At 57.8% G+C, this 25,920-nt stretch carries 17 protein-coding genes and 1 tRNA gene; 6 read left to right on the forward strand and 12 right to left on the reverse strand.

Annotated elements, in window-relative coordinates; all coding sequences use genetic code 11:
- Nucleotides 1-146: 146 nt before the first annotated feature.
- From BMZ66_RS16330 to BMZ66_RS16340, 3 genes are all read right to left on the reverse strand, one after another.
- The gene (locus BMZ66_RS16330) at nt 147-1,670 is read right to left on the reverse strand and encodes an FAD binding domain-containing protein (RefSeq protein ID WP_092675980.1); all 1,524 of its coding nucleotides are present in this window, start codon (nt 1,668-1,670) and stop codon (nt 147-149) included.
- Between the two features lie 134 nt (nt 1,671-1,804).
- Nucleotides 1,805-2,281 (reverse strand): nucleoside deaminase, encoded by a 477-nt coding sequence (locus tag BMZ66_RS16335; protein WP_092676193.1) that lies wholly within the window; start codon nt 2,279-2,281, stop codon nt 1,805-1,807.
- A gap of 143 nt (nt 2,282-2,424) precedes the next feature.
- Nucleotides 2,425-3,360 carry a hypothetical protein gene (locus tag BMZ66_RS16340; protein ID WP_092675983.1) on the reverse strand — a complete coding sequence of 312 codons (936 nt, stop codon included), beginning with the start codon at nt 3,358-3,360 and terminating at the stop codon, nt 2,425-2,427.
- Nucleotides 3,361-3,560: 200 nt separating this feature from the next.
- Here BMZ66_RS16340 and BMZ66_RS16345 point away from each other — a divergent pair, with 200 nt between their 5' ends.
- Complete coding sequence (locus BMZ66_RS16345) at nt 3,561-4,646, forward strand: MJ1255/VC2487 family glycosyltransferase (protein WP_092675986.1); 1,086 nt, start codon at nt 3,561-3,563, stop codon at nt 4,644-4,646.
- Nucleotides 4,647-4,839: 193 nt separating this feature from the next.
- Nucleotides 4,840-6,885, forward strand: coding sequence for a peptidylprolyl isomerase (locus BMZ66_RS16350; protein WP_092675989.1), 2,046 nt, complete (start codon nt 4,840-4,842; stop codon nt 6,883-6,885).
- A 158-nt stretch (nt 6,886-7,043) separates the two neighbouring features.
- On the opposite strand, the gene BMZ66_RS16355 is transcribed toward BMZ66_RS16350, so the two are convergent.
- Together BMZ66_RS16355 and BMZ66_RS16360 are read right to left on the reverse strand one after the other, a co-directional pair.
- The gene (locus BMZ66_RS16355; protein WP_092675992.1) at nt 7,044-8,024 is read right to left on the reverse strand and encodes an aldo/keto reductase; all 981 of its coding nucleotides are present in this window, start codon (nt 8,022-8,024) and stop codon (nt 7,044-7,046) included.
- A gap of 99 nt (nt 8,025-8,123) precedes the next feature.
- The gene (locus tag BMZ66_RS16360) at nt 8,124-8,465 is read right to left on the reverse strand and encodes a cupin domain-containing protein (RefSeq protein WP_092675995.1); all 342 of its coding nucleotides are present in this window, start codon (nt 8,463-8,465) and stop codon (nt 8,124-8,126) included.
- Between the two features lie 180 nt (nt 8,466-8,645).
- Here BMZ66_RS16360 and BMZ66_RS16365 point away from each other — a divergent pair, with 180 nt between their 5' ends.
- Nucleotides 8,646-9,479, forward strand: a complete 834-nt coding sequence (locus tag BMZ66_RS16365) for a serine O-acetyltransferase (protein WP_092675997.1) — start codon at nt 8,646-8,648, stop codon at nt 9,477-9,479.
- A gap of 116 nt (nt 9,480-9,595) precedes the next feature.
- On the forward strand, nt 9,596-10,519 hold the full coding sequence (cysK, locus tag BMZ66_RS16370) for a cysteine synthase A (protein WP_092676000.1): 924 nt from the start codon (nt 9,596-9,598) through the stop codon (nt 10,517-10,519).
- 142 nt (nt 10,520-10,661) lie between these two features.
- On the opposite strand, the gene BMZ66_RS16375 is transcribed toward cysK, so the two are convergent.
- The 5 genes from BMZ66_RS16375 to BMZ66_RS26545 form a co-directional block, all read right to left on the reverse strand.
- Nucleotides 10,662-10,735 (reverse strand) — tRNA-Ala (locus BMZ66_RS16375).
- Nucleotides 10,736-10,919: 184 nt separating this feature from the next.
- Nucleotides 10,920-14,465 carry a TonB-dependent receptor gene (locus tag BMZ66_RS16380; RefSeq protein WP_092676003.1) on the reverse strand — a complete coding sequence of 1,182 codons (3,546 nt, stop codon included), beginning with the start codon at nt 14,463-14,465 and terminating at the stop codon, nt 10,920-10,922.
- A gap of 272 nt (nt 14,466-14,737) precedes the next feature.
- Nucleotides 14,738-15,565 (reverse strand): DUF4397 domain-containing protein, encoded by an 828-nt coding sequence (locus tag BMZ66_RS16385; protein WP_092676006.1) that lies wholly within the window; start codon nt 15,563-15,565, stop codon nt 14,738-14,740.
- A 33-nt stretch (nt 15,566-15,598) separates the two neighbouring features.
- Complete coding sequence (locus tag BMZ66_RS16390) at nt 15,599-18,874, reverse strand: TonB-dependent receptor (RefSeq protein ID WP_092676009.1); 3,276 nt, start codon at nt 18,872-18,874, stop codon at nt 15,599-15,601.
- A 145-nt stretch (nt 18,875-19,019) separates the two neighbouring features.
- The gene (locus tag BMZ66_RS26545; protein WP_439645764.1) at nt 19,020-19,391 is read right to left on the reverse strand and encodes a C40 family peptidase; all 372 of its coding nucleotides are present in this window, start codon (nt 19,389-19,391) and stop codon (nt 19,020-19,022) included.
- A gap of 308 nt (nt 19,392-19,699) precedes the next feature.
- On the opposite strand from BMZ66_RS26545, the gene BMZ66_RS16400 reads away from it, so the two are divergent.
- On the forward strand, nt 19,700-21,109 hold the full coding sequence (locus tag BMZ66_RS16400) for an FAD-binding oxidoreductase (protein WP_092676012.1): 1,410 nt from the start codon (nt 19,700-19,702) through the stop codon (nt 21,107-21,109).
- Between the two features lie 203 nt (nt 21,110-21,312).
- Here BMZ66_RS16400 and BMZ66_RS16405 read toward each other — a convergent pair whose 3' ends face one another.
- Together BMZ66_RS16405 and BMZ66_RS16410 are read right to left on the reverse strand one after the other, a co-directional pair.
- Complete coding sequence (locus tag BMZ66_RS16405; protein ID WP_092676015.1) at nt 21,313-22,962, reverse strand: amidase; 1,650 nt, start codon at nt 22,960-22,962, stop codon at nt 21,313-21,315.
- Nucleotides 22,963-23,226: 264 nt separating this feature from the next.
- Entirely contained in the window at nt 23,227-23,724 is a 498-nt protein-coding gene (locus BMZ66_RS16410; RefSeq protein ID WP_092676018.1) for an acyl-CoA-binding protein, read from the reverse strand.
- Between the two features lie 192 nt (nt 23,725-23,916).
- On the opposite strand from BMZ66_RS16410, the gene asnB reads away from it, so the two are divergent.
- Entirely contained in the window at nt 23,917-25,821 is a 1,905-nt protein-coding gene (gene asnB / locus BMZ66_RS16415) for an asparagine synthase (glutamine-hydrolyzing) (RefSeq protein ID WP_092676021.1), read from the forward strand.
- Nucleotides 25,822-25,920 lie beyond the last annotated feature (99 nt).

Raw genomic sequence — 25,920 nt, forward strand, 5'->3', positions numbered from 1 at the left:
GGCCCCCTCTCCAAAAAAGAGGGGGAGCCACGGCGGCACGGTTTTAATTCTTGACTGAACGACCGAAACACAAATCGTTAGGCTCCCCCTCTTTTTTGGAGAGGGGGCCGGGGGGGTGAGGTCCACGCCTGAACGACGGTAATGATTTAAATTAATTCGCCTGCCTCAATAGCCGGCGCAAACTTCAGAAAATGCGCCAGCAGCAACTGTCGCAACAGCAGTCGCTTATACTCCGCTGTGCCCCTGACATCCGAAATCGGACTGATTTCGCTTTGCATTACCTCATTCGCTGCCACCACCGTTTCGGCCGTGAGCTCGCATCCCACCAGAAATTCGCTGGTGCGCGCCAGGTACAGCGGCACTGGCGCTACACCACCGGCCGAGACACGGGCCGCCTGAATGAAGCCGCCATCCATGCGCAGCCAGGCCGCCGAATTCACGCTGGCAATGTCCAGGTGGGTGCGCTTCGATACCTTCTCAAAGTTGAAATGGTCGCGTGGGAAGGGAGTAGGGAAGCTGATTTCTATGACCTGCTCCTCGGGTGTCTTTGCCAGCTTTTTGTAGCCCAGGTACAGGTCGGGCAGGGCCAGCTCGCGGGTAATTCCGGTGGGGTCGGCCAACGTAATGTAGGCCCCGAGCGCCAGGAACATAATAGTCAAGTCGCCAATGGGTGAGCCATTGATGAAGTTGCCGGCTACGGTGCCCATGTTCCGAATAGGAGTGCTCGATACCAGTTTCAGGTACTGCGGCAGCTGGGGCAGCAGGTTGCACATCAGGTCCGAATCCAGCAAGTGGCTGGCTGTGGTAGCGGCGCCCAGCACCATGCGGCCGGCTATGCCCTCCCGGATGCCGCGGCGCTCGGTTTGGTCAAATACCAGGCGCACTGATTGCTGGCGTAGGTCTTCGAGACGCTGCACCAGCAGGTCGGTGCCGCCGCCCAGGAGCGGATGCGCGAAGGCGTGGGTAGCGTTGGGCGTGTGGCCATTTTGGCCTTGGGCATGGCCGCTGGGAGAAGTGGAAACGGTAGCTCCATTGGATGCTGGCGTTGCCGTTCCTTTAGCAGCATCGATGCCGTTGCTTTTGGCCCGCAGGGAAGCCAGCTTGGCGGGTATGGCCTGAAAATAAGCCGGCACGTATTGCTGCTCGCTGAGCCAGGCTACCGCATTTTGGGTCGGCCGGTCGGCTAGTTGGGCGGTGAGGGTGGCCGCGGCACGCTCCAAAGATTTGTAACCGGTGCAGCGGCAAATGTTGCCGTCAATAGCCGCAATGGTGTTTTTCTCGGTGGCCGGCTTCTCACTCAGGCTGTGGCCGGTGAGCGACATCACGAAGCCCACCGTGCAAAAGCCGCACTGCGAGCCGCCTTCGTCCACAATGGCTTTTTGCACCGGCGTGAGCTGGCCGGCCGCCGCGTTGATGCCTTCCACCGTCACAATGTGCTTGCCGTGGGCATTGCCCAGCGGCGTGAGGCAGCTGGTCATGCTCTGGTAATTCACGGTTTCGCCGTCGGCATTCAGCTCGCCTACCAGCACGGTGCAGGCGCCGCAGTCGCCCTCGCGGCAGCCAATTTTGGTGCCGGTCAGGTGCTCGTGGTAGCGCACAAAGTCGAGCAGCGCGCTGGCCTGCGGCTCGTTGGTGCGAATGGGCTGGTCGTTGAGATAAAATTCTATCATGAATGAGGTAATGCTAATAAAGAACGGTCATGTCGAGCGCAGCCGAGACATCTCGCTTAGAAAACTAATTAGTTTAAGCACGCGAGATGTCTCGGCTGCGCTCGACATGACCGTTCAAAAGTCATAGTCAACCCCTAATAATCCGTTCGCCCTTCTTTCCGTTCCCAGGCCTGAAAGCCGGCCAGGGCCTCCTCGCGCAGCAGTTGCGTCATGGGCAGGCGGCGGGCATCCATGGGGCGGTCCAGTTCTTCGTAGATAAACTGGTCGTCGAAGCCAATGGCGGCGGCATCGGCCTTGGTGTTGCCGTAGAACACGCGCCGGGGCCGCGCCCAATAGATGGCGCCCAGGCACATGGGGCAGGGCTCGCAGCTGGTATAAAGGTCGCAGCCGTCGAGCTGAAACGTGCCCAGCTCCTTGCAGGCCTTCCGGATGGCATCGACTTCGGCGTGGCAGGTGGGGTCGTGGGTGCTGGTGACCTGGTTGAAGCCGCGGGCAATGATTTTACCATCTTTTACCACCACTGCCCCAAACGGACCGCCGTGCCCGGCCTGCATTTTCTCAATGGACAGGCGAATGGCTTCGCGCATGAATTCGGGGTTGGGAGCTTCCATAGATGTAGGCTTGTAGCGATAAGGGAAATTATTCAAAAAACGGGCAACAAAGAACGCCACTTCGCCCCACATCTGGCTTGCCTGCGGCAAGTCGGCCCCGAAAGCAATTTTCGCCAAGTTGCAACTGCTTTTGGGCTAAGCCCTTAGTTGAATAAGTTGGGAAGACGCAGCTGGAAGCCCAGGGAGGGCACCACCGTGACCCCGCTGAAGGAAGTGCTGGCGCCATTGAGCAAAGCAAATTCCCCATAATTCTGGTAGAACAGCGACACGGCCGGAATTACGTAGAAATACCGGTAGCCCAGCTTCAGGTTCAGGAAGCCGCCGTAGGAAGAAAAGTCTCGGCTCTGATTGGGTAAGGCCGAAATTCGCTGCCGGTTCAGGTACACGTTGTTTGGGGCAAAGCCGTAGTTCACCCAGCTGTGCGCATACACCACGCCGTAGCTAATGGCGCCAATCTGCTCCTCGGGTCCGAAGGACTGGCTGAAAATGAGCGGTATCAGCAAGTCGTTGCGCGTGGCCCGTAGGTTCAGTACCGAGTTGATGTCGGAGAGGAAGGGCAGGCTGGGCAATTTGGCCCGCTGCGTGGCAAACTGCAGGCCGATGCTGGCATACGTAGTGCCCGACGTGGCTCCCGCCCCCGGGTTTTCGGGCGAGCCGGTGGGCCCCAGTAACTGAAACTGCGCATCGAATACGTGCGAGCCAAACGCGTACTTATAGCCCGCATCGAGGCGCGGCACAATGCCATAGCGGATGCTCAGGTCGGAAGTAGCCTGCACCGGGTCCAGGATGTAGGCCAGCGCGGCGGCCTGCAGGTTGGTAACGGCGCCGTCGTAAATTACAGAGTCTTTGCGAGCGGCTGCCCTGGCCGCGTCTCGCAGGGCCGAGCCGGCCTTGCTGAGCGGGGCCGATGCCACGTTGAATCCCGTGTTATAGCCTACCCGGAATTCGCCTTGGGGTGTGACTTTGCCCGTGGCCACAATGGCGCGGGGGGCGGTGCAGGAAGTGGCTAGCAGGAGGGAGGCAGCCGCCAGCAGGCCGACTGGCTGCCGAAAGAAAAAGTGTAGGAAGGGATTGTTCATAACAGCAAAGGTTAGCGGTGTGCGGCTAAAAACGAAAATCGGGCCGAAACAGCTATGCTCAATTCCCCAACCGAAACCAGTATAGCCGCCGCCCAGCCTCGCAAGCTGAACCCATGGCGGAATTTCGGTTATTTGCTGCCCAATCTTAACATAAACCTCCGCTGGCCCACCGCGCCCCAGCAACTTCCCGGCAACATCAAATGAACATCCTCTACGGAGTGCCCGGCGAGGGCTTAGGCCACGCCACCCGCAGCAAAGTCGTTATTGCTCATTTGCTGGCGCAAGGGCACCAGGTATGCGTAGTGAGCAGCAGCCGGGCCTACCACATGCTGGCCGCCGCGTTTCCGGGGCGGGTGCACGAAATCCGGGGTTTCCACCTGGCCTACCGGGGCCTGGCCGTGAGCAAGGCCCGCACCGCCGTGCTCACCCTGCGCACCGCCCCCGACGACCTGCGCACCAACTTCGCCAAATACCGGGAATTACTCTGCGATTTCGAGCCCGAATTAATTATTTCCGATTTCGAATCGTTCAGTTATCTATTCGCGAAAATGCGCCGCCTGCCAATTATCAGCATTGATAACATGCAGATTATCAGTCGCGCCAAATTAGATGTGACGGTGCCCAAATCAGAGCGTGGTAATTATAATCTGGCCCAAAATATTGTGCGTGCCAAGCTGCCGCGCAGTCGTCATTATTTCGTTACTACGTTTTTTAATCTGCCCCTGAGTAAGTCCGATACCACGCTGGTGCCGCCCATTATTCGCCCCGAAATTCTGGCCGCCAAGCCCACCACCGGCAGCCACGTACTAGTGTACCAATCGGCCACGACGCAGCAGAACCTAGTGCCGCTACTGCAACAGCTGCCCAACCAGGAATTCCGGGTCTATGGCTTTAACAAAGAAGAAAACCACGGCAACGTGCAGCTCCGCGCCTTCTCCGAGGCCGGCTTCATTGCTGATTTGGCCAGCTGCCGGGCCGTGGTCACCAACGGCGGCTTCTCGCTGATTTCGGAGGCGGTGTTTCTGCGCAAGCCCATTTGTGCCATTCCCATTCCGGCGCAGTTCGAGCAGTGGCTCAACGCCGCCGAGGTAGAACAAATGGGTTACGGCCGCCACTTTGCCGCCATCACGGCCGATAACCTGCGCGCTTTTCTCTACGAGTTGGCCGGGTTTGAAACCGCTCTGGCCGGGTATCAGCAAGACGGCAACGAAGTACTATTTGCCAAGCTCGATAAAGAGTTGGCAACGCTGTCCAAGAAAACGGAAAAAACTCCCCTCCTCAGTTGAGGAGGGGATGTTCGAGCCGCAGGCTCGGACGGGGGTGGTTGAACTCGTTGAACGATGGACGAACATCGCAGTAATCATGGTTCTACCATCGTTCAACGACTTCAACCACCCCAGCTGACGCTTCGCGCCAGCATCCCCTCCTTAAAAAAGGAGGGGAGTTTGTTCTTCTTTTAGCATTTCCTCCGCATCCCGAATGCCCCGTTCCCTTCGCCTGTTGCCGCTGCTGCTCCTGCTAGCTGCCTGCGCCCGCACTCCCCCCCCCAGCGCCGACCGGGCCAACAAGTACCAAGACGCCACTATCAGGCAAATTGGCACGGCGCAGGATGAACGCAACACCGCCGCGCTGCTGCCCTTCCTCACCAGCGCCAACCCCACCTACCGGTGCGAGGCGGCCCTGGCTTTTGCCTCGGTACAGGCCCTGGCGGCGGTACCCGCCCTGATTCCGCTGCTGCGCGACGCCGATGCCAGCGTGCGCCGCGCCGCCGCCTACGCCCTCGGCCAAACCGGCGACAGCACCGCCGTCGACAGCCTCCGCGTGCGCGTCCTCAAGGAAAACGACAATCTGGTGCGGCGCTACGTGCACGAGGCTCTGGGCCGTACCGTCACCCGCAACAGCCTGCCCGAGCTGTGGCGAGTTGAAATTCTGAACGATACCGCCCGAGCCGCTGCCTTAGCCTGGGGGCTGAATCGGGCGGCCCTGCGCGGCCTCGGCTCGCCCGAAAGCATTCGCCGGGCGGTGCTGGTCTTAAATTCGCCCAAAATGCCTGCCCGGGCCCGGCTGTTGGCCACGGTGGGCCTGTCGCGCACCCGTGGCCTCGATGCCGACCTAGCCCGCCTGGCCCAGGAAACCTTGTTGCGACTGGCCACCAAAGACCGTTCGTACGCCGTTCGGGCCGCTGCGGCTTCCACCTTAGGCAAAATTGCAGCTATTGCCACGCCAGCCATTCCCCTCGAGGCCACGACTGCACCAGCGGCTACTCCGGTTGCCAAATCAGCGGGGAGCCCAGCGGCCGTGCTGGCTCGCCTCGCGGTTAGGGACAATGACTATCGGGTGCGCCTCAGCGCTATTCGGGCTCTGCCTTTTGGCCCCGACACCTATTCCGACAGCCGCAAAGCGGTGTTTCACGCCCTCAGCCACGACCAGGCCCCGGTGGCGCTCACGGCCGCCGAATGGCTATTGGCCCATGCCAAAGGAGAGTCGGGCCCGGCCCTGGCCGCCCTGGCCGATGGCAATAAGCAGGCTTCGGCGCGGGTGCAGGCGGCCCTGCTGCAAGCGGCCGTACGGCACGCCAGCCCCGCCTCCCGGCCCAGCCTCACCGAAACCATCCGGAAACGGTACGCTTCGGCTGCCACGGTATACGAAAAAGGCTTCCTGCTGCAAGCCCTGGCCGAAGACCCCGCCTCGTTCGACTTTGTGCAGGCCGAAGCCGCCGCGGCCGGGCAATCCCCCGTGGTGGCGGGCTATGCGCTGGGCGCGCTTTTGGCCATGCGCCGCGCTGCCGAGTTCCCGGCCGCACGCTACCCCGATTTTGCCGCGGCCATGCGCCAGGCCCTGGCTAGCGGCGACGTAGCTCAAATCGGGGCCGCGGCCGAAGCCATGGCCGACGCCAAGCTGTACCCCGCAGCGCAGGCAGCCGACCTCGCCGCCCTGCGCACGGCCCAGGCCAAGTTGCAGCTGCCCCGCGAAATTGAAGCCTGGCAAGGCATTCAGCAAGCCCTCGACAAACTAGAAAAAGCTCCCAAACCCACGCCGTCGCCCATTTCCACGGCCAGCCAGCACCCCATCGACTGGGCCGTGGTGCAAAGCGTGCCGCTCTACCAGCAAGTGCGCTTGCGCACTTCCAAGGGCATCATCCTGCTGGAGCTAAAGCCCAACGAAGCGCCCGGCGCTGTGGCCAGCTTCGTCACGCTCGTCGGCCAGAAGTTCTACGACAACCTGTACTTCCACCGCGTGGTACCCAATTTCGTAGCCCAGGGCGGCGACCCCCGCGGCGACGGCAACGGCAGCGCCCCCTACAACCTGCGCTCCGAATTTGGCGACCTGCACTACGAAGAAGGCAGCGTGGGCCTGGCATCAGCAGGCAAGGACACCGAAAGCTGCCAGTTCTTCATCAACCATACCGCGACCCCGCACCTGGATGGTCGCTACCCCATTTTCGCTCAAGTTGTGGGCGGCATGGATGTGGTGCACAAACTCGAAATCGGTGACCAGATTTTAGGCGTGGAACTGGTGAAGTAGCGGAATGTAGCGCGGTCGTACCCGGAGGGACTTTGTAGTCCGCGTCCCCGGCGGATACCCAAACGACTTGCAATGGGCACTAAAGGCGCAGGGACGCGGACTACAAAGTCCCTCCGGGTACGACCGCGCTACATTTCGCTGCAGCCCACCAATATCTATCACCGATTCACCAGCTTCAGTGCGCCTTCCCCGTAGCGAGCCCCAACAATGGGATGCGCGGCCAATAACTCCGTGAGCCGCTGCTGGTCGAGGGCAGATAACTCCACTTCTACCGCCGCGGCATTTTCCTCCAGGTATTTCCGGCGCTTGGTGCCCGGGATGGGAATCAGGTGCTCGTCCTGCGACAGCAGCCACGCCAGGGCCAGCTGCGCTGTGCTGATACCTTTTTCCGTAGCCAGTTGATGCAGGCCCGCCACCAGCGGGGCGTTGGCGTCGCCTACTTCTTCGCCAAAGCGGGGCATGCTGCGGCGCAAATCTTTTTCGGCCAGCTGCGGGCCCGGATTGGTGAGCAGGCCGCGGCCTAGCGGTGAGAAGGGTACCAGGCTCACGCCCAATTTCTGACAGGCCGGTAATATTTCGGCTTCAACATCGCGGGTAAACAGCGAATATTCCGACTGCAGCGCCGCAATGGGATGCGTGGCTACCGCCCGCCGTAGCGACGTAGCCGAAGCTTCCGACAATCCCAAAAACCGCACTTTCCCGGCCTGCACCAGCGCCGCCATGGCACCTACCATTTCCTCTACGGGCACGGCTGGGTCGATGCGGTGGGCGTAATACAAGTCGATGGTGTCTATGCCGAGGCGCTGCAGGCTGGCGTCGCAGGCCGCGGCAATGCGCTCGGGCCGTACATCTACCATGGCTCCGCCTTGCCCGTCGGCCACAAACCCAAACTTGGTGGCCAGGAACACGCGGCTCCGGTTTGGTACCAGCACCTGTCGCAGCAGCTCTTCATTGGCCCCGAAGCCGTACACATCGGCGGTGTCCCAAAGCGTCACGCCGAGTTCCAGGGCCCGGTGCAAGGTGGCCACCGCTTCGCGCTCGTCGCTAGGTCCATAGGCGTAGTCTGAAGCCATAGACATACACCCCAGGCCCAGCGCAGATACTTGCTGGCCGGTACGGCCCAATTCACGAGTTTTCATATGGAAAAGATTGTTTTTACAAACCTAATTACACAAAATCGTCCGTCCTGCAAAGCGCACTTCGCGGGACGGACGACTAAATCAAACGCACCGGAGGTTCTATTCCTCGTCGCGGCCGTGCACCTGCGCCGGGGGAGAGGTAGCCTCTACCGCCGTAAAGCTTTCCAATATCTTATAAGTGTGCTCGGCCCCTTTGGGCACTACCCACGAATTACCAGGCTCCAGAATAACGACCTGGCCGGCCAAGTGCAGCTCGGCGCGGCCGCTGAGCACGTAGCCCACGGTTTCATAAGCACGGGCCGCCGATTCTTTGGGCTCGCTGGGCTGCTCGTTCTCCCACATGCGCATGGCCACGTGCTTGCCGGAGGCCAGGTACTTTTCGCCGTCTTGGCCCTTGGGCGAGAAGCGTGAATCAACTTTGGTGATGGTGGTATCTGACATAGTATTAATTGGAAAGAAAGGAAAGAGGTGTTTTCTTGCCCGAATTCCAACTCGAAAGTCACAACCCGGTGCGTAAGCTAAACGGCTGATTTGTCCCCGCCGTTGTCCTTTCGCGTCGAAACCTTAGGTCGCTCAGCCGGTTGCAATCCCCGGTTCTTTCCACTCCTTTTTTCTGTCGCCGTGCTTACTTCTTCCTTTGCTGCCGAACTGGCTCGGGCGCATGCCTCCGTGCCCGATGCCTTGCCCGGCGCCGCTTTTTGCGCTCTGGCCGATGGCCTCCTGGCCCTGCTCTTCCCCCAGCGGGCCGAGCGGCCCCTCCTCACCGCCGACGCCGTTGCGGCCGAACTGTACCACTTCCGGTCCGAGCTAGCAGCGCTGCTGGCGCTGGTGCCCGCCTTGCCGGCGCCCGCGCCCGCCCTGGCCGATGAATTCACGGCCCAACTGCCTGCCCTGCGCACGGCCCTGCTGCGCGACGCCAGCGCCATTCTGGCCAGCGACCCCGCCGCTCAGGGCCTGGGCGAAATCATTACTTCCTATCCCGGCTTCTACGCCACGGCGCTGCACCGGCTGGCGCACGCCTTGCACCAGCGCGGCCTGCCCCGCCTCCCGCGCCTGCTGAGTGAGTACGCCCACCAGCGCACCGGCATCGATATTCACCCCGGCGCGCAAATCGGCGCTTCTTTCTGCATCGACCACGGCACGGGCCTCGTCATCGGCGAAACGGCCATCATTGGGGCCAATGTGCAGATTTACCAGGGCGTTACCTTGGGTGCCCTCAGCGTCACCAAGGGTCTCCAAGGCACCAAGCGCCACCCCACCATCGAAGACCATGTGGTGATATATGCCGGAGCTACTATCTTGGGCGGCAGCACGGTAGTAGGCACCCGCAGCATCATCGGCGGCAACGTGTGGCTCACCGAAAGCGTACCCTCGCACTCTCGCGTCTACCACCGCGCCCACATCCAGATTTCCCGCAACGAAGACCCCGCCGCCGAGCTAGTCTTTTCCATTTAAACGCAAGCGGTGAGTTAGCGAATCAATGATTCAGTGACTGCTGGTAGTTCCGAACACTGAATCACCGTTTCACTAATTCGTTAACTCACTAAATCATTAATCAACATCCCGAATCAATGAAAGCCAATACCATCCTCGATACCATCGGCAACACCCCGCTGGTGCGCCTCAATCGAATTTTTGCCGAAACCCGCCCCGATGTGGAAGTATGGGTGAAGCTGGAGCGGGCCAACCCCGGCGGTTCCATCAAGGACCGAATTGCCCTGTCCATGATTGTGCAGGCTGAGAAGGACGGTATTCTCACCAAAGACAGCCTCATTGTGGAGCCTACTTCCGGCAACACTGGCGTGGGCCTAGCCCTGGTAGCCGCCGTGAAAGGTTACAAGCTCACCCTCGTAATGCCCGAGAGCATGACCATCGAGCGCCGCCGCCTCATGGCCGCCTACGGCGCCAACCTGGAGCTCACCCCCCGCGAAAAAGGCATGAAAGGCGCCATCGAGCGCGCCCAGGACATTGTGGCCGCCACGCCCGGCGCCTGGATGCCCATGCAGTTCTCCAACCCCGCCAACCTGCAAATCCACGCCGAAACCACGGCTCAGGAAATTCTGCGCGACGCACCTGAAGGCTTCGATTTTCACATCACCGGCGTGGGCACCGGCGGCCACATCACCGCCGTAACCGAGGTGCTCAAGCCGCTATTCCCCAACATGAAAACCTTCGCTGTCGAGCCGGAGGCCTCGCCGGTTATCAGCGGTGGCGCCCCTGGGCCGCACCCCATCCAAGGCATCGGAGCCGGCTTCATTCCCGAAAACCTGCACACCAACATCCTCGACGGCACCATTCAGGTATCGCACCTCGACGCCTACGAAATGACCCGTCGCGCAGCCCGCGAGGAAGGGTTGTTCATCGGGGTTTCCTCCGGCGCCTCGCTGGCGGCCATTGCCAAAAAGCTGCCTGAAGTGCCCGAAGGCAGCCGCATCCTCACCTTCTGCTACGACACCGGCGAGCGGTACCTGTCGGTAGAAGGGTTGTTTGTGTAAGCACACCCCAAAAGCAAAGCGGTAGATAGCCAAGCTACTATAGCAGCACTTGGCTACCTACAGCCAGCGGGAGCACCCATAGCCTAAAACAAAAAGCCCGACCAGTGAACTGGTCGGGCTTTTTGTTTATTCACATCTTCAGTGGAGAATATCGGAGTCGAACCGATGACCTCTTGCATGCCATGCAAGCGCTCTAGCCAGCTGAGCTAATCCCCCGAGTTTGTGCTTAACCGCCGCGCCTATTGCGTTTTGGTTCGACAAAAGTACGGCCGGTTTGCGGTTTGGCAAGTCCACAACTCAGTTTTTTTGAGCAAACAATGCAAGGCTCAAAGAATCAGCCACAAAAAAGAGGGCCGGAAGAAATTCCGGCCCTCTTTAGAGCTCCGCTAAGCAGAAAAGCTTAGTTGAAGATGTAGCGAATGCCTACCTGGGCCTGCCAGCGCGAGCCTAGTCCACCAGTATCACGACGGAAAGTATCGGTCAGTTTCACACCCGGTGTAACGGTGCCATCACTGGCGCGCGAGGGAGCCGTCAAATAGGGGAAAGTGAAGTTCGGGCGGGCGCTCTGGTCGTACCCCACAAAAGTGAGCGGGTTCGAAACATTGGGCGTCCGGAAGGTGCCCCAGTTGCTGTTCAGCAGGTTGCCAATATTGAATACGTCGATGCTGAACTGCAGAGTGTTTCTGTTTTCACCAAGGTCGGTGAAGATGTCTTGCAGCAAGCGCAAGTCCAAGCGGTTCTGCCAAGGCCGAACGGCACCGTTACGCTCGGCGTATTCGCCGCGGCGCTTGCGGAGGTAATCGTCCTGGTTGATATAATTGTTGAGGTCGTTCCACTGCTCAGATGCTGAGTAAATGCCACCGCCTTGAGCCGCAGGAATACTAATGTCGCGCAGGGCAATCTCGCTCTGGTTTCGAGGCACGTACATCAGGTCGTTGCCCGAACCGCCCGAGCCGTCGCCGTTCATGTCGCCGGCGTAGGTATACGAGAAGCGGCCGGCAGGCGCAGCTTCGTAGAACATGGAGATAGTAGTAGCCAAGTGGTTAATGTACTCCCGGCGGTACGATACTGAACCAATGAAGCGGTGCTGCTGCAAGAAGTTGGTATAGCTCAATACGTTGGCATTTGGGTCGCCTGAAGCCGGGCGGTCACGCCAGTTGGTCTGGGCGATGGTGCCGCCGTCGTTCACGCTGCGAGCATCGGTATAAGTGTACGCCACACTGGCGTACAGCCCGCTGCTGAAGGACTTTTGCAGCTGGCCCGTTACCGAGTAAGAATAACCTTTGTTGGTGTTCTTCATCAGAATGGCATCGGTAATCACCGGATTGGCAGACGATGCACCGCCTTGGCCGTTGTAGATGCGGTTGTTGCCAATCAGGCTGGGCTGCGTGTTAGGTGCCGTGCCCACGGGGGCAGTGGTATAAAGCCCAGCGTTAGCACCCGTCGTATTTATCGCACCAAAGGTGTAGAAGATAGGGCGGTTGTCGGCGCCATTGGCCCGACCAATGGAATTAGGCAGGTTGACATTCTCGAAATAAACTGCGTTGAGGTCTTTGGTATAGAGCGCCTCAATCGTGGCAATAACACCACCAGCAATTTCCTGGTCTACAGCAATATTGGTACGCCATACCTGCGGAAACTTGAAGTCGCGAGCTGTTACAGCCAAGTTGTACTGCGTGTTAGCTGCTGCACCACTGGGGCGGTAGCGGTCTACATTGGGGTCGAAGTAGTTGCCCACGGTGCCGTCCGGGTTAGTAGCCGTAGCCACTTGCGCACCGCCCCGGTTAAAAGAACCGAACTGCACCCCGTTGTTGCCGGCCTGGTTCGAGAGCCACACGAAGGGAATGCGACCCGTGAAAATGCCCGTACCACCCCGCAATTGGGTCTTGCGGTCATCGTTTACGTCCCAGTTGACACCCACGCGAGGCGACAGCAGCACTGCACGGTCAGGGAGTTTATTGGTTTCCAACTTTACCCCGTCACGGAAGCTGAGGTTTGCAGCGTTCTCATTGCGGGCAATATCCGAGTAGATAACCGGCAAGTCGCCGCGCAAGCCTACCGTTACCCGCAAGTTGCTACGGGGGCTCCATTCATCCTGGGCGTACAGGCCAAACTGAGCGGCTTTGGTTTCAGCAAACGGGAACGAACCATCGGGCAGTGCCGAATACGACAATTGGTAGCGCTGTGGAAAAGCCAGTGTGCCGGTCGTGTTGGCTACTGGGTTGCCGTTGGCGTCGCGGGTGTAGCCGAGCGGCCCTGCCTGGGTGCGGGCAGCGGCGTAGAAGTCATCAAGGCCGTTAAAGGCAAATGCGCCGTAGTAGTTAGGCGAGAAGCCGTTGGTAAACTTATAAAATTCGTTGTAAGTGCCCACCGTTACGTTGTGCTTGCCCAGAAAAGCAGTGAAGTTGTCACCAATCTGGTACACGTCGGAATTCAATACGTTGAAGGCCGAGAAAGGCTCGTAGCCGAATGTGGTAAAGCTATTAGTGGCGTTAACCGTGCCACCGGCTGCCGTACGGTTCGTGGACGTGCCAATGTCAACAAGCGGGAACGACCCTCCGCCGGGGCTTTCGCGGAAGTCGCGGAAGGCCGAGTAGCCCGCCGTGAAGTTGTTCGCAAAACGGCTGCTGAAGGTGCTGTTCAACTCAGCAATCACCGAGTTGAGGTTGTTATTGATGGTGTAGTAAGATGAAAAGAAGGGCAAGCCAAACTGCGATTGCGACCGGCCAATGTTAGCTGGCCCAATGGCACCCGAGCCACTTGGCGGTACGTCACGGTACGAATTCAGGTAGTTGTACTTGAGGCTGAGGCGGTGATTGGAGGTAATGTTCCAGTCAAGCTTGGCCGTGGCCTTGCGGCTGAAGGTGCGCAGGTCGTAGTTCTCGTAAGCGCCGGGGTCGTAGCCGTAGTTTGTTACCAGGAAGCTCCGAAGAATATCCAGGTCGCGCGCAGCAGCAGCCGAAGTAGTGGAGTTGGGGCCGGGAGCGGGGGCTCCGGCACGATTAGCGCTGAAGTTGCCCGTTGGTGGGTCCACGCGCGTTTCTTGCTCCCCGTTGATAAAGAAGAACAGTTTGTCTTTGATGATGGGCCCGCCTAACCGGAAGCCGTAGTTTTTCAGGTTGAAATTGGGGTAATCCTGTTTGAAATCACCCACTTTGTTGCCCACAAAATTCTGGTTGCGGTAGAAGCCATAAATTGAAGCACTTACTTTGTTAGTGCCGCTGCGCGTTACCGCGTTGATGCCGGCTCCCGTGAAAGCGCCCTGACGAACGTCGAAGGGAGCGATGCTCACCTGAATCTGGTCAATGGCATCAAGAGAGATGGGCTGAGCGTTGGCCTGGCCGCCTACCGTCGACGACAGACCGAAGGAGTTGTTAAAAATCGCTCCGTCAATGGTAATGTTATTGTAGCTGCCACTGCGTCCACCAAAACTCTGGCCATTGGCCTGCGGTGTCAGACGCGTGAAGTCATCAAACGAACGGCTGATGGTGGGCAGGCGCTCAATCTGCTCGCGCTGCACGGTGGTAGCGGCACCGGTGCGACCGGCGTTCATCACCGGGTCGCGGCGGCCGCTCACGGTCACTTCCGACAGTTCGGTGGTGGCGTCGCTCAGCTTCTGGTCAAAACGCAGGTTCTGGCCCAGGGAGAGGTTCAAGCCTTCCCGCACTAAATCCTGAAAGCCTACGAAAGTGACGCGGACGGTGTAGGGACCACCGACGCGCATGTTCTGAATGTTGAAGCGGCCGTCGGAGTTGGTTGGGGCCACGTACTGCGTATTGGTGGGCGTGTGAAGGGCGATTACCGTGGCCCCGGGCAAGCCTTCGCCTTTGCTATCCGTAATGACTCCACTCATAGCCGCCGTGGTCGTACCCTGGCTCCAGCCCAGGTGGGCAGCGAAGAGCAATAGGGCCACCAAAAAGAAATGGCGTAAATATAAACTGTTCATATATAGGTTGTTGTTGGGGAAAATGAGCTTATTTAAATTCTCCGCAAAGGTACCGTTGTGAGCAGGGGTGCAGTATTACCACAACTTTACCATTTCAAGGATTAATTATGATTTAAGATTGTCTTGAATTTCGGAAAAAAATCATAAAATTTTTTAATTACTTAGGGAAGCGAACACCCGAAAGCAGCTTTAACCAGTGTGTCGACATATAAGGGCATAAAAAAACCGGCTGGAGAACCCTCCAGCCGGTTTTGATTCAAAGCTATGTCGACTTAGTTATGAAGTACGGTCGAAATGCCTAGTGGCGTGGCACTGTTACCCGCAATTCCTCGCGTGTACACAGTGTAGAATTTTCCAGACTCGAATGTTACTGCCTGTGTAGTTCCAGCAAGTATAGTAGTGGCATTGCTGCGAACATCAAGAGTATAAACTCCAGCCGCCACCTCAGTGAAGTTAGCAAAGTTCGTCGTTACAGGCGGCGTAGCGTTCGTAACATTGTTGATAGCCCGATAAGCCCGGAAGGGTACTGCCGAGAACAACGAAGTAGGCAAGGCTGGGTTCCCGACGTTGAAAATGCCGTAGGAGGTATTGCCACCCGTGGCTGTTGGTGCCAAGTTCACAAAGCGAATGCGTGCACGACCGGTAGCAGGTACAGGAGTAAAGTTATCTACCAATGCTACGGTACGCACCCCACCTAGGTCAGTGCCAGAAGCAACACGAACAGTCGGGTCCGTCAGAAAAATCGTAGTGTTACTGTTAGTAGAAAAGTTTAGTCGAGTCGCTATTTCCCGATTGTTGTTAGCTGCTGTGGAAAAAATCAACAAGCGTTGGCCCGCAGGAATATTAACGCGAACAACACTCAAATAAGGAAGAGCAGCGAATGTAAATGCAGTGGTAGGAGCTACGTTGTCAATGCTTACCAATTGTGCGGCGCCAGCACCGGGAGCAGCATTTACAACTTGATACCGGGCTTGGTCAGTAGACGGTGTTGCAATCGGAGTCGGCTCCGGGTATTTCGGCTCATCACAACCAACCAGAGCACCGGCTACCGAAGTAGCCAGTGTGAGTTTGGTGAAAAGCGAGGCAAAGGAAAATTTCATAAGAAGTTGCTATTAGCTAAACCTACTGACTGATTAAAACAAGTAACGAGCGCCAAACTGGGCCTGCCAACGTGATGACAGCTGGCTAACCTGGTAAGCTTCGGTAGGAGTGGCCGAAGTACCAGTGCCGTAGCTGAACGTAGGACGACCACCGGTGCCCTCCAAGCCTTGGAAGCGCAGCAAGCCAAAGTTCTGGTTGGCTACGAAATAATCACGGCCCCAGTCGTTGTTCAGGAAATTGCCCACATTGGTAACGTCCAGCGTCAATTGCAACGTGTGCGTCTTGCTGCCAACCGTCATGAATATATCCTGCATTAAGCGCATATCGACGCGGTGCTGCCAAGGAGTGCGGGGAGCATTACGAGCTGCGTACTTGCCGCGGTTTTTGCTCAGGTAGGCGTCGTTCTCAATGAAAGAATTCAACTCATTCCATATCTGAGCCTGAGTGCGGCGGTCGTTTACGTTGTCCGTTACCAGCAAGATTTCATCCTGGCTGCGGGGGATGTAAATCAAGTCGTTTGAGCTGCCCGAAGGGTTGCCACCATCGTTGTTGATGTCGGTGCCGAAGTAGGTATAGGAGAAGGGCGTGCCCGACTGGCCATTGTAGAAGGCCGAAATCGTCGTAGCAAAGTTCTTGGCATACGCCTTACGGTAAGAGAACGAACCAAGCACACGGTGACGCAGGTCGAAGTTGGAATACGACAGCGGCAGGTTGTTAGGGCCGGATACGTGGGGGTTGAACTCCCAAGTCGACACAGCTACCGAGCTAGTGCCCGAATACAAGTCACGCGACTGACCGTAGTTGTAAGCGGCCGAGGCGAAGAGCCCACCATCAAAGGTCTTCTTCAATTCACCCGTTACGCTGTACTGGTACCCTTGGCTGGTATTCGTGAGGAGAATCACGTTGTTGAAGTCGCGGGTGTTGCGGAAACGGTTCGGGCTATTAGCGGGGGCGGGGGCGGGGGCGTTGCCAGCAGGGAATACCGGGCGGCCATCCCCTGGCAGCGTACCGGTTGCGTTTTTCAGGTTGATGTCCTGGGGCAGAACGTCGTTGAACGTTTTCGAGTAGATGCCTTCCACTGTCGCTACAATGCCCAGGGGCAAGCGGTAGTCTACGGCCAAATTGGTACGGAGTAGCTGCGGGTTGCGGAACTCTCTATCGGTTACGGCAATGCTACCTTTCGAAGCCCGGGCATCCAGACGCGAGATGGAGTCAGGAACAACAGTAGCCAGACGTGGAGCACCCGAGCCAGTGCGGTCGTAGCCGGCAAAGTCTACCCCAGTGCCGCCGTACTGGTTGGAAATCCATACGTAAGCAGGGCGGCCGGTGAAGATACCAACGCCACCGCGCAGCTGCAGCGACTGGTCGCCGCGGGCATCCCAGTTGAAACCGAGGCGGGGCGACACTTGCACGCGCGACTTAGGCAGCCGGTCAGTCCGGACGTCGTAAGACGGGCCTTGTTCGTTAGAAATAGCAAAAGTGGAGTCAACAAGCTTGTTATAGGAAGGTTTGTTGAAGTAGAAAGGTACGTCCAGACGCACACCAGCCGTCAAGCGGAGATTATCGGTCAGGTTGTACTCATCTTGGGCATACACGCCGAACTGGGCAGCACCGAAGTTAGCAGTGGGCTTGCCACCGGGCAGCGCGTAGTTCTGGCGGTACCGGTAGTTGTTGATGTTGTTGCTGTTGGGAATGCCAACTCCGTTACGGAAGGTGGCTAGGTCTGGGAAGTCATAACGACCGGCAGCATCGTTCACAAACAGGTTATCAAAACGGAAAATTTCGTTGTTGGTACCGAAGGTTAGCACGTGCTTACCGGCAAAAACGTTGAAGTTGTTCGTGATTTCGATGATGTCTTGGTCGAGACGGTTCTGCGTCGAGCTACGCTCCGAACCAGCCACTACCGTGTTGGCGCCGAAGTTGATGGTTACCGACGGGAAAAGTGCGCCGTTGATAGCGCGAGCATCGCGAATGCGGGAGTAGCCCAGCAGCAGGTTGTTGGCGTAACGGTTGCCGAAGCGGCTCTTCAGTTCCATTACTGTCGAGTTGGTCTTGCTTACAAAGCGGTAGCCGTTGTTACCGAAGCGAAAGTTTGTCTGGCTACGGTTGATGTTATCGTCCGAAGCATCAACGAAGTTGTGACGCAGAGTCAACTGGTGGTCTTGGCTAATGTTCCAGTCTAGACGAGCAAAAGCCTTATTTGAACGGGTTTCGGCGTTGATTTCGCCAAACGAACCAGCATCATAGCCGTAACGGGTGCGCAGGATATTCGAAATTTCCTGAAGCTGGGTAGTGTTCACAAAGCTCACAATGTTGGAACCTGTTTCGTTAGCTCCGTCAACAACATTGGCTGGGCGGAACAACAGCGGAGCGGTACGACGGGTAATCTCACCGTTTACGAAGAAGAACAGCTTGTCCTTGATAACTGGACCACCAAGGCGGAAGCCAGTCTGGTAGTCAGAGAACTCAGCCAGTTTGGTGCGCTGACCGGTAGCAGGGTCAGGCGTAGGACTTTTGCCAGCAGTGTTCTGGTTGCGGCCGAAAACGAAGGCCGAGCCCGAAAATTCGTTGGTGCCCGAGCGAGTAACGGCGTTGATGCCACCGCCGCTGAAGCGGCCCTGACGTACGTCGTAAGGAGCAATTACAACCTGAAATTCCTGGATAGCGTCCAGCGAGATGGGCTGAGTTCCAGCCTGACCACCGGGCGTACCCGAGTTGCCCAAACCAAACAAGTCGTTGTTAGAAGCACCGTCAATCTGGATGTTGTTGAAACGACCATTGCGACCCGACAAAGAGTTGCCGTTGGCCTGAGGCGTCAAACGCGTGAAGTCCTGAAAGCTCCGCGAGATGGTGGGCAAGCGCTCAATCTGCTCGCGCTGCACCGTGGTGCTGGCGCCGGTGCGGCCGGCGTTCATCACCGGGTCGCGGCGGCCGCTCACGGTTACCTCGGCCAGTTCAGTGGTGGCGTCGCTCAGCTTCTGGTCAAAGCGAAAGTTTTGGCCCAGGGCCAAGTTGATGCCTTCGCGGTTCACGTCTTTGTAGCCGACGAAGGTGACGCGGACGGAGTAAGGACCGCCCACGCGCATGTTTTGAATGTTGAAGCGGCCGTCGGAGTTGGTCGGGGCCACGTACTGCGTGTTGGTGGGAGTATGTACAGCGATGACGGTGGCCCCGGGCAGGCCCTCTCCTTTGCTATCGGAAATCACCCCGCTCATGGCCGCCGTGGTTGTACCCTGGCTCCAGCCTAGGTGGGCGGTGAAGAGCATCAACGCCACCAAAAAAAAGTAGCGTAAACGTAAATTGTTCATACAAAAAAGGTTAGTGGAAATTGTGAGCGTGATGGAAAACGAGTCAAAGGTAAGGCGGTGGGGAGGAGCCGACATTACGGCTATTTTACTATTTAACTTATTCGGCACACTAAACCGTTTATGCCGCAAAGGTACTAGGCTAATCTCATAATTGAGGCCGGACAGCACGAATAAAACGACTTAAGTAATAGTCAGATTCTAAGCTGTTTTCTACTACTCCCAAGGAGGTTGAGGCGTGAATAAAGTCCACTCCCTCATCATCAACCACGGTTACCAGGCCCACATGGGTAATGGTGCGGCTCCCGGGCGAGGCCCCAAAAAAAACCAAATCGCCGGGGCGCAACTCTGTGGTCCGTACGGGAATACCCCACACGGCCTGTTCGTTGGATGAGCGGGGGATGCTAACGCCGGCTTCGCCGAACGACAGCTGCAGCAGGCCCGAGCAGTCGAGGCCCAGGCGCGTAGTGCCGCCGTAGAGGTAGGGAGTGCCTTGGTAGGAGCGGGCCGTCTCAATCACGGAGGCCAGGGTGCCGGTGGCGTTGCCCGTGCGCAAGGGGCGCTTGGTAACAACCTTTGTTCGAGCGCCGCTGCTAGTGGTGCCGATGGTTTTAGATTTGCCCGTGGGGCGGCTACTGGAGTAGCGGCCGGTCTTCTTCAGGCGTACCATTTCGCGAGCCGAGCGGTACTGGCCGTCGCGGTAGTTTAGTTTGCGGTTGCAGCCGGCTAGCACGAGCAAAGTCAGCAGCAGCACCGGTAGTATCTTCGTTGTCACCCTCCCCATTGGCCGCAAATATAGTTTGTGCGGCTTGTTCAGTTTAACCGCCGATGAATTTCAACGCCCTCACCCCCGAATTAATTGTCGCGTTTGAGGCCATTGTAGGCCCGTCGCACGTCATTACCGCCCAGCGGGCCGAAGCCGATGTGTATGCCGATTATGGCCGCGACCACACCGAAGACCTGCACTACGCCCCCGACGTGGTACTGCGCCCGGCCGATGCCGACGAAATTAGCCAAATCATGCGTCTGTGCCACGAGCACCGCATTCCGGTTACGCCCCGCGGCGCTGGCACGGGCCTGAGCGGTGGGGCTCTGCCTGTGCACAACGGGGTGCTGCTGAGCACCGAGCGGCTGAATAAAATCGTGCAGATTGACGAGCGCAACCTGCAGGCTACCGTTGAGCCGGGCGTGGTGAACGAGGCATTTCAGAACGCTGTAAAAGAAGTCGGACTTTTTTATCCACCCGACCCCGCCAGCAAGGGCAGTTGCTTCCTGGGCGGCAACCTAGCCCACAGCAGTGGCGGCCCCAAAGCGGTGAAATATGGCACCACCCGCGACTACGTCCTCAACCTTCAAGTGGTATTGCCCACCGGCGAAATCATTTGGACCGCGGCCAACACCCTCAAAAACTCCACTGGCTACAACCTGACCCAACTGATGGTGGGCTCGGAGGGCACGTTGGGCATCATCACCAAAGTTGTTTTCCGGCTGCTGCCCTTTCCCCAGCAAAATATTCTAATGCTGGTGCCCTTCCGCAAGGAAGAGCAGGCAGCGGAGGCTGTCTCGGCTGTTTTTCGGGCCGGCATCATCCCCTCCGGTATGGAGTTTATGGAGCGCGAGGCCATTGCTTGGTCTTCCGACTACCTCAATATTCCGCTTGCGCTGCCCGATGATATCACGGCCCACTTGCTCATTGAGCTCGACGGCCAAGACCTGGAGCAGCTCTATAAAGAAGCTGAGCAAGTCTACGGTGTGCTGGAGAAGTACGATGTGGGCGAAATTCTGCTGGCCGACAATGCCACGCAAAAGGATGAGCTCTGGAAAATCCGCCGCAACATCGGCAATTCAGTCCGCTACAACTCCGTGTATAAGGAAGAAGACACCGTGGTACCCCGAGCCGAATTGCCCAAACTGCTGAAAGGAGTAAAAGAAATCGGTGCTCGTTACGGCTTCAAGAGCGTGTGCTACGGCCATGCCGGCGACGGCAACCTCCACGTTAATATCATCCGCGGCGACATCGACGACGAAACCTGGAACGTGGGCCTGCGCAAACCCATCTCCGAGATATTTGAGCTGTGCGTGAAGCTGGGCGGCACCATTTCGGGCGAGCACGGCATCGGTCTGGTGCAGAAAGGATATATCGGCATTGCCCTAGCCGAGACAAACCTAAATCTGATGCGCGGTATCAAAAGCGTATTTGACCCGCATGGTATTCTGAACCCGGGGAAGATATTTTAACTCCTCTCGTTGTTGACTGACAAGCGCGTTGCCTGACGAATCACTTATAAGTAAGAAAGCCCCACTGCCAATAGCAGTGGGGCTTTCTTATAAATAGTTGAATTTACCCTTGCGCTATAGCCCTGCTTTGGAATCGCTCATCAGGCGAACGGTGGTCGTGTCTGGTAGAGGAGGAGTTGCAAATCAAGCAGCTGTAGTGTCATCTATGCCACCACTGTCGGCAGCATCTTAGGCACCACCCGTTTTTTGCTAGCCTGCTCATACGCGTAACCAAGTGCCAGCAGCTGTCCCTCCTGATAAGCTGGACCTACGAATGATATTCCCACGGGCAACCCCAATACTGCTCCCATGGGCACTGTGAGGTGCGGGTAGCCAGCCATGGCGGCTGGTGACGAAAAGCTTACTCCCGTCGAGTAGTCGCCATTTACCCAATCGATGCACCAGGCCGGACCGTTGGTGATGCCGACAATGGCCGCGAGCTGGTTGTCACGAAATAGCTCATCCAGCGCTTTGCGCGATTCCGATACTGATTTCTGCACAGCCGCCTTGTATTTGGCACTGCCCAGCCCGTCGGTTTTTTCCGCATCAATCAATATCTCCTGCCCGAAGAAGGGCATCGTTTCGGCAGCGTGGGCATTATTGAAAGCAATAACATCAGCCAAGTTGCGCACTTTAGCTCCCGCGGTGGCGAGGTATTTATTCACTCCATCCTTAAACTCATACAGCAGCACGTCGAATTCCGCGTCGCCCAGTGGGTTGGTCTTTTTCCCCAAATCAACTTCCACAATAGTGGCGCCTTTGGCTTTAAGTACCGCAATAGCTTCCTTAAACAACGCGGCCACGGCAGGCGGGCCATTCAAATGCGCTTTCTCAACCCCGAGGCGCTGGCCCGCTAAGGCGTCTGTTTTCAGGAAGGTGGTATAATCGGCGGGAATAGGACCAGGGTTTGGGAGCTTGGCTGGGTCAGCGGGGTCGGGACCGGCCAGGGCGCCCAGCAAAATAGCGGCGTCGCGCACGGTACGAGCCATGGGGCCGGCCGTGTCCTGCGTGCTTGAAATAGGAATGATGCCACTCCGGCTCAGCAGGCCCACGGTAGGCTTGAGGCCCACCAGCGAGCTGCACGACGAAGGCGAGACCACCGAGCCGTCGGTTTCGGTGCCAATGGCGATGGCGCACAGGTTGGTGGCCACCGCTACTCCCGAGCCGGAGCTTGAGCCGCTCGTGGAGCGGTCGAGGGCGTAGGAGTTGCGGCTTTGGCGGCCCCGGCTGCTCCAGCCGCTCACCGAGCGCGTGGAGCGGAAGTTGGCCCACTCGCTCAGGTTCGTTTTGCCCAGCAGCACTGCCCCGGCCGCGCGCAGCTTCTGCACAATGAAGGCGTCTTGCTTGGCTTTGTGCCCGGCTAGCGCCAGGCTCCCGGCTGTGGTCTGCATCTGGTCGCTGCTGTCGATGTTATCTTTAATCAGCACCGGAATGCCGTGCAGGGGGCCGCGCAGCTTGCCCGCTTTGCGTTCCTGGTCCAGCTTATCGGCAATGGCCAGGGCATCGGGGTTAGTCTCGACAATGGCACGTAGCATGGGCCCTTCTTCGTTAAGGGACTTGATGCGCTCCAGATACTTTTCGCAAAGGCTGCGGGCGGTTTCAGTTCCCTTGGCCATACGGTCCTGCAAATCGGCCACAGTAGCTTCGTGCAAGGCAAAGGAATCACCATCGGTAGCATTGCCCGCCGACGCTGTGCTTCCGGAAGTGTCGTTAGACACCTTCTTATCGGTGGTCGATTGACATGCTACCGCTGGCAGCAAGGCGGCGGTAAGGGCGGCACGGGTGCCGTGATTTAAAAAAAGTCGACGGTCCATAATTATTGCAAGCCCGCAAAGTCGGGTGGGAGGGAGGCGCTTGGTTTCGCTGACAATGATACTGCGGAAGAAAAGCCCCTTATTGTTTGAGCTGGAATTATGATAGACTCAAAGAAACGGAGCCAAGGCGAAAGCAGGCGCGTTGGTTGAAGAATCAAATGCACTTCCCTATGCAGGTCTTGTACCCTCAGCCTTTATAAGCAGCAAAGCCAGCCCTGAGCAGGGCTGGCTTTGCTATTGAAACAACAGATGTGGGAGGGCCGCTTACTTCGACTGTTCGCCTTTGAGCATGTCTTCGCCGCCATAAGGTGCTCCGGCCGTGATGTCGCCCTGCAGGCCGCCTTCGGTGCTTTGGCCGGGGCCATGGTCGGGTTGGCGGGACGTAGTAGTGTTTTCCGAGCGGCTATCGGCTGCTCCGCTGGCAGTGTTATTGGCCTCGTAAATGGGCAGCTTCTGCGCCGGGGTTTCTTCCGCGCCATCCTCGGCAATGGCCGCGGCCTTGGCCACGTACCGCTGCTTGGCTTCCTCCTCAGATAGGCCTTTGAATTGGTTCCACGATTCCCACTGAGCCTGCGAGAGACCGGTGGGGCCGTCGGGGTGGTCGGCGGCATTGGGGTCCACTTCGTCGGGGTTCATATTGACGTCGCCTTCGGTAGCCTGTTTAAATAGGCCATAGAACTCGGTCATATGCTCGGCAGCGGCAGCAGGTGGCAGGTTGTTTACCCGGTCGGCAGCGGCTTTAAATTGTTCGTCAATGTTCATGGAGTGGGAAGGATAGAGAGTGAGTTGAGTAAGAAAGCAATGGCCGAGCTTATTCAAGCCAAGAATGGGCCGGCCGCGTCAGAGCAAAATCCATAAATGCGGCGATTTTAACGGCATTAACCGCCAAATATGCTGCTATCAATACCGCGAGAGTAGCCTTTAGGTTGCGGGGTCGTACTTTTGCGAGCTACTATGTGCGGAATAACTGGAGTATTTGCCTTTTCGGAAACAGGTCGTCAGTCCCTGAACAACCTGCAAGCGTCTACCGACGCCATCATTCGCCGTGGTCCCGACTCCGAGGGCCACTTCGTATACGACCAGTGCGGGCTGGGCTTTCGGCGGCTGGCCATTCTTGACCTTTCGGCCGATGGCAACCAGCCCATGTCGGACGCGGCGGGGCGCTACACCATCGTATTCAATGGAGAAATATTCAACTTCCGCGAGTTGCGCGAGAAGCTCGTAAAGCGTGGCTGTAAGTTCCAGTCTCAGACCGATACGGAGGTTATTCTTCAGCTCTACATCACTGAAGGCCGGGGATTCATTAAAAAGCTGAACGGCTTTTTCGGTCTGGCTATCTATGACAAGGAAGAAAACTCCCTTTTCATTGCCCGCGACCGTTTCGGTGTGAAGCCGCTGCTCATTTACCGCGACGAAGACCAGTTGTTTTTCGCCTCAGAAATGAAGTCGATGATGGCCCTGGGCGTGCCCCGCAAGCTCGACTTCGTAGCCCTGAGCCAGTACCTGCAGCTAAACTACATCCCTGGTCCCGCCAGCATTTTCAAGGGTGTAAAGAAGCTGCTGCCCGGCCACTACCTCTTTATTAAGGATAATAAGGTGGTGCGCAAGGCGTGGTATAAAATTCCTTACGACCCCAAAAAGGTTGCAAAAAACAAGCTTAGCTACGAAGAGCAGCAGAAAAAGCTGGTTGAGCTGATGGACGGCGCCGTGCAGCGCCGCCTCGTAGCCGACGTGCCGCTGGGAGCTTTCCTGAGCGGCGGCATCGACTCCAGCGTTATCACAGCCCTGGCTGCCCGGCACACGCCCCACCTCAACACGTTCAGCATCGGCTTCAAAGACGAGCCGTTCTTCGACGAAACCAAGTATGCCAACCTGGTGGCAGCCCGCCACAAGACCAACCACACGGTCTTCTCGCTGACCAACAACGACCTCTACGAGCACATTCACGACATGCTCTCGTATTTGGATGAGCCCTTCGCCGACTCCTCGGCCCTGGCGGTGTACATCCTCAGCCAGCGCACCCGCCAAAAAGTTACGGTGGCGCTGAGCGGCGACGGGGCCGACGAAATGTTCGGCGGCTACAACAAGCACATGGGCGAGTTCAAGGTCCGGCAGGGCGGCTTCAAAGCCGAAGCCGTGACAGGACTCGGCTTCCTGTGGGACGTGCTGCCCAAGTCACGTAATTCCTTCATCGGCAACCGGGTGCGACAGCTCCAGCGCTTTTCGCGCGGCATGCAAGCCGGCGTGAAAGACCGGTATTGGGATTGGGCCTCTTTTGCTTCGTCCGACGAGTCCCGCAGCCTGCTCAGCGCGGCCAGCCGCCGCAAAGTGGGCAAGAAAGCTGCCATCAAGCGCCGTAAAGACATTCTGGAGCACCTGCACGCCGATGGCGACCTCAACGAGGTGCTGCTCACCGACATGAAACTGGTGCTGCCCTACGACATGCTCACCAAGGTGGACCTGATGAGCATGGCCAACTCCCTGGAAGTGCGCACGCCATTCCTTGACTACAAGGTGGTGAATTTCGCCTTCTCCCTGCCCGTGAGCAGCAAAGTTGACGCCACCATGAAGAAGCGCATCGTGCAGGACGCCTTCCGCTCCGAACTCCCCGTTGAACTCTACGACCGCCCCAAGCACGGTTTCGAAGTGCCCCTGCTGAAGTGGATGCGTGGCGAGTTGCGTTCTCTAATCGAAGAAGACCTCCTGCGCGACGACTTCATCGAAAGCCAAGGCATCTTCGATGTAGCGGCCATCCGGGCGTTGAAAACTCAACTCTTCTCGCGTAATCCCGGCGATGTACACGCGCGCATCTGGGGGCTTATTGTGTTCCAAACCTGGTGGAAACAATACATGGTATAAATGAACTAACTAATTATAGTGATTTATTTTAAACCTAAAGTATAGATATGTCCGTAAGGGCTTCGGCAGGTTGAGTCGCTAACCACTAAATTTGCTCCA

The sequence above is a fragment of the Hymenobacter arizonensis genome (genome assembly GCF_900115775.1).
In the GTDB taxonomy this organism is placed as follows: Bacteria; Bacteroidota; Bacteroidia; order Cytophagales; family Hymenobacteraceae; genus Hymenobacter; species Hymenobacter arizonensis.

Excerpts from the sequence above, each read along its gene's own strand:
- BMZ66_RS16355 (WP_092675992.1), bottom strand. The coding sequence starts at position 8,024 with ATGAAAACTCGTGAATTGGGCCGTACCGGCCAGCAAGTATCTGCGCTG.
- BMZ66_RS16390 (WP_092676009.1), bottom strand. The coding sequence starts at position 18,874 with ATGAACAATTTACGTTTACGCTACTTTTTTTTGGTGGCGTTGATGCTC.
- BMZ66_RS16340 (WP_092675983.1), bottom strand. The coding sequence starts at position 3,360 with ATGAACAATCCCTTCCTACACTTTTTCTTTCGGCAGCCAGTCGGCCTG.
- BMZ66_RS16330 (WP_092675980.1), bottom strand. The coding sequence starts at position 1,670 with ATGATAGAATTTTATCTCAACGACCAGCCCATTCGCACCAACGAGCCG.
- BMZ66_RS16400 (WP_092676012.1), top strand. The coding sequence starts at position 19,700 with ATGAATTTCAACGCCCTCACCCCCGAATTAATTGTCGCGTTTGAGGCC.
- BMZ66_RS16345 (WP_092675986.1), top strand. The coding sequence starts at position 3,561 with ATGAACATCCTCTACGGAGTGCCCGGCGAGGGCTTAGGCCACGCCACC.
- BMZ66_RS16335 (WP_092676193.1), bottom strand. The coding sequence starts at position 2,281 with ATGGAAGCTCCCAACCCCGAATTCATGCGCGAAGCCATTCGCCTGTCC.
- BMZ66_RS16380 (WP_092676003.1), bottom strand. The coding sequence starts at position 14,465 with ATGAACAGTTTATATTTACGCCATTTCTTTTTGGTGGCCCTATTGCTC.
- BMZ66_RS16405 (WP_092676015.1), bottom strand. The coding sequence starts at position 22,962 with ATGGACCGTCGACTTTTTTTAAATCACGGCACCCGTGCCGCCCTTACC.
- BMZ66_RS16410 (WP_092676018.1), bottom strand. The coding sequence starts at position 23,724 with ATGAACATTGACGAACAATTTAAAGCCGCTGCCGACCGGGTAAACAAC.
- cysK (WP_092676000.1), top strand. The coding sequence starts at position 9,596 with ATGAAAGCCAATACCATCCTCGATACCATCGGCAACACCCCGCTGGTG.
- BMZ66_RS16385 (WP_092676006.1), bottom strand. The coding sequence starts at position 15,565 with ATGAAATTTTCCTTTGCCTCGCTTTTCACCAAACTCACACTGGCTACT.
- BMZ66_RS16360 (WP_092675995.1), bottom strand. The coding sequence starts at position 8,465 with ATGTCAGATACCACCATCACCAAAGTTGATTCACGCTTCTCGCCCAAG.
- BMZ66_RS16350 (WP_092675989.1), top strand. The coding sequence starts at position 4,840 with ATGCCCCGTTCCCTTCGCCTGTTGCCGCTGCTGCTCCTGCTAGCTGCC.
- asnB (WP_092676021.1), top strand. The coding sequence starts at position 23,917 with ATGTGCGGAATAACTGGAGTATTTGCCTTTTCGGAAACAGGTCGTCAG.